General features: G+C 61.2%; 6 protein-coding genes and 1 pseudogene. 1 reads left to right on the forward strand and 6 read right to left on the reverse strand.

Annotated features, from left to right (window positions below; genetic code table 11):
* The 6 genes and pseudogenes from WDW90_RS33410 to WDW90_RS33435 form a co-directional block, all read right to left on the reverse strand.
* Window positions 1-381, reverse strand: a pseudogene (locus tag WDW90_RS33410) (molybdopterin-dependent oxidoreductase); the annotation flags it as partial.
* Between the two features lie 29 nt (window positions 382-410).
* Window positions 411-1151 carry a sulfite exporter TauE/SafE family protein gene (locus WDW90_RS33415; protein ID WP_336491968.1) on the reverse strand — a complete coding sequence of 247 codons (741 nt, stop codon included), beginning with the start codon at window positions 1149-1151 and terminating at the stop codon, window positions 411-413.
* A gap of 24 nt (window positions 1152-1175) precedes the next feature.
* The gene (locus WDW90_RS33420) at window positions 1176-2315 is read right to left on the reverse strand and encodes a 2Fe-2S iron-sulfur cluster-binding protein (RefSeq protein ID WP_336491969.1); all 1140 of its coding nucleotides are present in this window, start codon (window positions 2313-2315) and stop codon (window positions 1176-1178) included.
* Window positions 2293-2658 (reverse strand): Rieske 2Fe-2S domain-containing protein, encoded by a 366-nt coding sequence (locus tag WDW90_RS33425; protein ID WP_336491970.1) that lies wholly within the window; start codon window positions 2656-2658, stop codon window positions 2293-2295. The genes WDW90_RS33420 and WDW90_RS33425 overlap by 23 nt, the downstream gene beginning before the upstream one ends.
* 145 nt (window positions 2659-2803) lie before the next feature.
* Window positions 2804-3340: an aromatic-ring-hydroxylating dioxygenase subunit beta gene (locus WDW90_RS33430; RefSeq protein WP_336491971.1), complete on the reverse strand. Its 537-nt coding sequence runs from the start codon at window positions 3338-3340 to the stop codon at window positions 2804-2806.
* 186 nt (window positions 3341-3526) lie between these two features.
* On the reverse strand, window positions 3527-4774 hold the full coding sequence (locus tag WDW90_RS33435) for an aromatic ring-hydroxylating oxygenase subunit alpha (protein ID WP_336491973.1): 1248 nt from the start codon (window positions 4772-4774) through the stop codon (window positions 3527-3529).
* A 1538-nt stretch (window positions 4775-6312) separates the two neighbouring features.
* On the opposite strand from WDW90_RS33435, the gene WDW90_RS33440 reads away from it, so the two are divergent.
* Window positions 6313-6726 (forward strand): MFS transporter (locus tag WDW90_RS33440; protein WP_336491974.1); only part of this gene is annotated, 414 nt, incomplete at its 3' end.

The following is a 6726-nucleotide window of genomic DNA, read 5'->3' on the forward strand; positions in this document are numbered from 1 at the left end:
CTCCGTGCCCGGCATCGCCCTGAGCTCGGCGAGCGACAGCGAGACCGGCGTCCCGACATGGCCCTTCACCTCCAGGCGGAACGTCTCGGGGTCGATGGATGTCGGGATGTCGGCCAGGTGGTAGCGCACGAAGAAGGCGTCGTTCGTCGTGATCACACCCTCGTCGAAGACCGAGAAGGGCGTCTCGAGCTGCGGCGGCCGGGCCGTCATCTGCAGCAGCGGCCGCTTGCCCGGATAGGCGACGAGCGGCCGCTCGCCGTTGCCGAAGGGCAGGGTGACCGCCCCGTCCGCCGAAGCCCGCAGCGGCGAGAGCGCCGCCCCGCCGGCGCCCGCCAGCGCGGCGAGCCCCGCCCGCCGCATGAGTTCCCGCCTGTCCAGCATGGGGTACCTCCGAGTGCCTCCGCAGATGATCAGATCACCAGCCGATAGATGATGAAGGCGCCGGTCGCGATGAGCACGGAGGCGGCGATTGTCCGCAAGGTGGCGCGCGGAACATGGTGGGCCACCCCCGCGCCGACTGTGCTGCCGACCGCGAGGCCGAGCGAGAGAAGTACACTAAGGTAGATATCGAGTGAGCCAAAAGTGTAGGCGCCAAAGGTCGCGAGGGTAGCGACAGGCAATTGGATCGCCTGGCCAAGCCCGACTGCCGTGAGCACCGGATAGCCAAACGTCAGCATCAAAGGCACCAAGATCACGGGACCGCCGGTACCTGTCACTGCCGACAGCAGGCCAACGCAAGCCCCGATGGCGACAAAACTGATCGTATTGAGCGGGACCGGACTGCCGCCGGCCAAGCGTTTGTCACGAAGGTTGTACAAGCCTGACGCGATGGCGAGTGCTGCAATAAGGATCTCAATGACATGCGCATTAATGGCCGCGCTTGCCCAGGCGCCGAGCAAGGCTCCTGGTGCTGCACCAAGACACAGGCTGAGAGCGAGAGGCCATCGTATCGAGCCATTCCTGCCAAACACCAACGTGCCAGTGATGCCTGTCAGAACGTAGCCCGCCATCGCGGCGGCGATGGCGGTGCCGATCGGAATGCCGATCCCGAGGGTCATGACAGGCACCAGGATGACCCCGCCGATACCCACGCAGCCGATCATAAGACCGCTCAGCAGTCCGAGGCCAAGAAGCGTGGCCGTCATGTTCATCGCCGCGGCTTCCACCAAAGCACCTCAGCCAAACTTGTCGTACCGGATCCGATCCGGCGTCATGCGACCCTCGACGATGAGCGATCGAAGCGCGCCGTCGACCATGGGTGGTGGTCCAGCGATGTAGCTCATGACATTGTCATAGCGCCCCTTCATCGCGCGCGCGCAGACCTCGTGGACAAAACCCTCAGCGAGACGGACATGAGGATGGTCGGGATGAACAGGGGACGTCACCGCCTCGTCCGATATGGCTAAGGTAATCTCGAGATTGCCATTTGCGGCAGCGACATGCTCGCTGAAGTCGGCCAAGTAAAAGCCGTCGGCCAGCGTCCGCACTCCGAAGAACACGTAGCCCTTGTGGCTGCCGAAGTAACCTTCCTGCGCTGCCCGAGACAGGATCGACATCATGCCGGCGATGCCGGAGCCGCCGGCGATCATCAGAAGGTCATAGTTCTCTTCTGGATGAAATGTCGCTCGGCCAAGCGGCCCGAACACATCGACGGTCTGGCCTTCGCGCGCGGCGTCGAAGATCCAGTTGCCGAAGCCGCCGCCGGGCTTGCGTTTGATCACCAGCTCGAGCCGACAGGTTTCCGTCGCAAAGTTCACCATTGAGTAAGCCCGCATACCCTCGAGGTGCGGTGCGCGCAAGACGACGAACTGGCCGGCATCGAAGCTGATGGAGTCGTTCAGCGCAATCTCGAAGTGGATCACGTCCCGGGTCAGCTGCCGGACGCTGTCGATCACAGCGCTGTGGTGACGCGGAACGGCGTGGCGCGGGGAGGTGTGAACGTGGGCCGGGACACGCAGCACGCAGTCACTTTGCGGCCGGGTCTGGCACATCAGGATATCACCCTTGTCGCGCTTGAGCCCTTTATGGCCGGGCGCGGCCTCCCACCCGACAGCAACGCTGCCGGATGCGACCCGAGCACGGCAAGTGCCACAGGTTCCGGTGGCACACTCGTACGGGAGCGTCAAACCTTGCCGCAAGCCTGCATAAAGCAAATTTTCATTTGTCTCGCAGGTAAAGGCGAGAGTGCCCGATTTCGACTGGACTTCCACGTGCCAACGACGGCTCTCATCGTCCAGTGCATCCGTTTCTGAACGCGGCAAGGGCTCGAATTGGCTGACCACCGGCCCCGAGTTAATTGAAGAAGTCGTCGTCATCGCCGGTGTCTTCCTCAAAGTCGTAGGTCAGTTCCTCTTCGACGAGGGCCAGCAGGCGCCCACCCTCCTGCTTGACCTCATAGGTTTTCAGCGGCTTCTCGGCTTCGCCCATCAGGTCAAGGCTGCGCAGGTCCCAAGCCCACAGGTGTTTGGTGCAGGTCAGGACGCAATTGGCGATGACACCCGACTCCTCGAGTGGCTCCTCCATGTGCGGGCAAATCGGTGGGATCGCCCGGAAGCCGCCACCATAGTTCGCCACAACGATTCGGACGCCCTCGGCATCGACAAGCTTCAGCGAGTTCTCGGCGACCTCAGCCGCTTCGCATAAATACCTCCAGCTCATAAAGCCTCCGCTCCGCTTGGAAGTGCCCGCCGATTGTAAGTGTCGGGCTTCGCTCCGCTTCCGCTCGCGCCTTCTCGTCCTGGCTCAACGTTGGCTGCCAAGGAGGCGGCGGTGCCACCTTTGCATCCTGCGCCAACGGCCCCTTCTAGAGTGGCCAGTGGGAGCCTTTGTCGAGGCGGCGGTTGAGCAACCTGACCTCGCGCGAGACGAACTTCGCGCCCGCATCGTCAAACCGAAGCTGGTCATAGTACTTACCGACCAGGAACAGCCGGCTCTCGCCCGAGTCGATGTGTGAGTTCGTGCCGTCGAGCAGGTGTTGGAAGATCACGACCGAGGAGACCGCCTGGGCCGTTGTTCCGTCGGGCGAGATCTCAACCGTGTAGACGCTGGTATGACGGGTGAGCGGCGAATGGTCGGTGTTGTGCTTGGGCAGCAGGCGGATCAGGCTTTCGAGATCCTTGCGAGACGCATGCAGGTAAGTCATGTCGTAGTTGATCTCGGGACTCCACGATTTGATGTCGTAGTTGAAGTCTTCCGCGCAGAGCGCCAGCCAGTCATTCCAGCGCTGATCATCCAGGGATAGGCTCGCCTGGTAGATGGCGTCGCGCGCGAGCGACTGCCGCTGGTCGAGGTACGAGCCGGCCTGCGCAGTGTCGCTGCCGGTCAACATCGAGGTTCCCATTGTCTCTTCCTCCCTCTGTTTTACGGTTCATCATAACGCTGGCGTAAATGGACCGGATCAGGATTGCTCGTCTGCGCTTCGCTCTTGAGAGCGTCTCGAGTTGCACGGGTCTCAAGTTTGGTTCCGTCACGCGTTGCCGGACCGTGCTGACGGGGCCAGGAGCCCCGTCAGATGGTATTCTACGGGTTACTCGGCCGCGACAGCTGTCGGTGCCGCGTAGGGCTTCGACGGGTCGCGCGGCAGGCGGTTTATCCAGCGGCCCCACTCGTCGTAGTAGTGGCGCATGCCGTTCTCGTCGTGGATGGTCTGGTTCTCCTGACGCCCGTGCAGAATGCGGCGCGGTTCAGAGCCGGGTCGCATCGTGGTGCCTTGTCCCTGCACGCCGATGAGATCCTCGTGCAGGTTGCGGCCGAACGGACCCCAGATCGAGTTGTGGTGGTTGATCCGGGTCTGGCGCTCCTCCTGCGTGTCGCTCTTCAGCCCGAGCCCGCGGAACTCGATCATGGTCTTGTTGGGACCGAGTGGCGTGACGACGTCGCAGCGTAGCGCCGATCCGCGCAAGTTGAAGTTCATGCCTGGGAAGAGGTCGATCATGTACCACTGGTTCGGCGGCAGATGCGGGAACGACAAACCCGCACGACTCTCGAAGCCTTCGTATTGATCGTAGTTCACCTCGAAGGTCCCAACGACGATATGCCCGTGCTCGAAGGACTCGTTCTTGCGGGCAAAGTACGCGTCGTTGAAGCCCGTGACGCGGTTATGGTAGTGCATGAAATCGTGGTAAAACTCGCAGTTCGTGTCGTGCCAGAGCTTGTAGTTCGTGTCGACAATGGCCTTGTGATAGTGAAAGACTTCGAGAGGCTCCGCATCGAGCGTCTTGCGCAGGCACGCGAACGGCGCACTCGCCCAGTCCTCAAGCGGCACAGGGTTGTCGTCCAAGTTGACCCACACGAAGCCACCAAACTTCACCTCGCAGCGCAACCGCCGCAACCCAACATCCTCCTTGCTGAGGCGGTCTTGGTAACCCTCCTTCTCGCGGCTGACGTAGACGCAGTTCCCCTTCAGGTCGAACTGCCAGGCATGGAACATGCAGGTCATCCGCTTCGGGTTGCCCGAGGCCGAGGCCTCGTAGAAGCTTCCTGAGGGGCGGCGTTCGATGATCATGCCCCGGTGCGGGCAGACGTTGAGGAAGGCACGCACCACGTTGTCGGGGCCGCGGCAGACGACGACCGGCTCGTTGGCGATGCTGGTGGTGCGGAAGTCGTAGGGCTTCGGCAGCTCGGACTCATGGCAAACCGGAACCCAGGTGTGCTTGAAGATCTTCTCAAGCTCTTCGTCAAAGATCTCTTGATCCGTGTAGAGCCGGCTGTCGATCCACTCACCTGCCTGCAGGGGTGGGTTCGCGGTCCATTGCTGGTAATTTCTTGCGGGCATTCACGTTCCTCCTCACATTTTCAGTGGCCTGTGCGGCTTGAGCACTGAGAGGTCTTCGATTGTCGGCTGACCTAAACAGTGAACCAGGCGCAGACATCGGGCCGTGATGCATGGGCCGGACAACATCGAGCGAAGCGATCGAGCGATAAGGAAGCGGTGGTTGACCTGAGACCGCCGATCCGCTGAAGGCTGCCGGACGCTGTGAGCAGCCCAGGCATCGTCAGACCGAAGCATGAGCCGCGGATTGAGCTTTGGATAATTGATAGTTCTTATCCCGGCATAGGCCTGGCCCTTCTGATTGAGCCTCCGCGCCGAGCTGAGCTGCAGGCAGTTACATGCCTGGTACCGTTCAGGCACTGTGGCTGAGCTGCGAAACCGGGCAGCAGGTATCACATGTGATCCCGTCTATGATCTGCCTCGCAAGCAGAGTCCTTCTGAAGAAAACAATAGGACGTCTCCGCGGGTTCCGGCTTCTTTCAACCCTCAAGCAACTTGGGCCTGCTATGACGTCGGCCAGCCGAAGGCAACATCGACGGCGAGGAAGTGCGCGAAGCTAGGAGCGCCTCCCAGGCGGCAGGCAGCGCTCGCGTTGCCAGCGCTCCTTGCATGATGCGCCTGCTACTACCTGGCCACCTTTGGGTGGGCGACGCCAATGCCGCCGAGTGACACCAACGGAAATTGCGGGTCTTGCTCCTGTACCAAGACCCGCAGGCGCTCGCGGACAACAAGCGGCCCGCGGCGCTCCGCCCGCTACCCGGGCTTGGTCCCCACAGCCCGATAGCGTACAGAGAGCGTGCCGCCTAGCCCGACTCTGATGCCGATGGACATCGCCGCGTTCATGCGGTGCCGCTTCTGCCCCTTCGTCCGCTTGGGCCGGCAGCTCTCGATCTGCGACAGCATCCCCGATTGTCTGGCGGTCAGCATCTCGGCTCCTCCAGCGGCAAAGCGCCAACTCGCGGCAACGTTCGAGCGGTGGAAGGCTGTAGAATCCTGCTCAGCCCGGCCCTGGCCAACAACCGTGCTGACGAACCGCTGAGCCGACGCCAAGCTCGCGGGCATGGCATGCCAGCAAAGCACCGTCGGCGGGCTTATAGATTCCAACTATCAATAACTCTGAAAAAAAAATTAGCCCGAGGAACAGTTTGCCGCCACTGTTCTTATTCGAGTGTGCGTTGCGGCTTAGCAAACGTGTAAGAGGCCCATTACCTCTGCAGAGGCAATCCTCAGCTTAGCCTCTTTAGACGTTCCTGGGCAGGCACGACCGAACGCAATGCGGCACCGCCGCCCCTTGAGGAGGTGGAGCACTCCGTCGATCGTCTCGGCGGCGTTCCGATGAAGAACAGTACATCGGCATACCGCCCGCCAACGAAGCGAACGACCGCAGAGCCCCAGGAGGTGGCGGCTCCCAGGAGGTAGCGGTAGCCAGATTTCGAGCTCTTAGCTTGTGCAAAAGCAAACCTAGTGGCAGTCAATAAAATAAGAAAACGTGACGCCATCTAAAAACGAGCAGAACAATAGAAACAGGAGGAAACCGCATCATGTTGTCCCCACGAAGTAGTGCAAAGCCGCTGACGCAGCCACTCAGCTCGGCTGAATTGGTCGATCTAGCTGACGCCAACGAGCCGATCATCACCAAAAAGGCGCGCAACGTCATTACGCTAGCGGCCACGCTTGGTTATCTCTTTGACGCTTACGCGATCAACATCTACGGCATGACTCTTGGGCTCATCGCGATCGAGTACGGCGTTGATGTAAAGACCATGGGCCTGATCGGCTCGATCTTTATCGTTGGGTACATGCTGGGCAGCTGTGTCTTTGGCATGCTGGGCGACCGCTTCGGCCGGAAGATAACGCTTGGCTTTTCAATCTTTGCCTATGGCAGCGTCACTGCCTTGACTGGGCTTGCCGTCACACCTGTACAGTTTGCGATCGGCCGCTTCTTCACCGGGCTT

The organism is Methylobacterium nigriterrae (assembly GCF_037106235.1).
Lineage (GTDB): Bacteria > Pseudomonadota > Alphaproteobacteria > Rhizobiales > Beijerinckiaceae > Methylobacterium > Methylobacterium nigriterrae.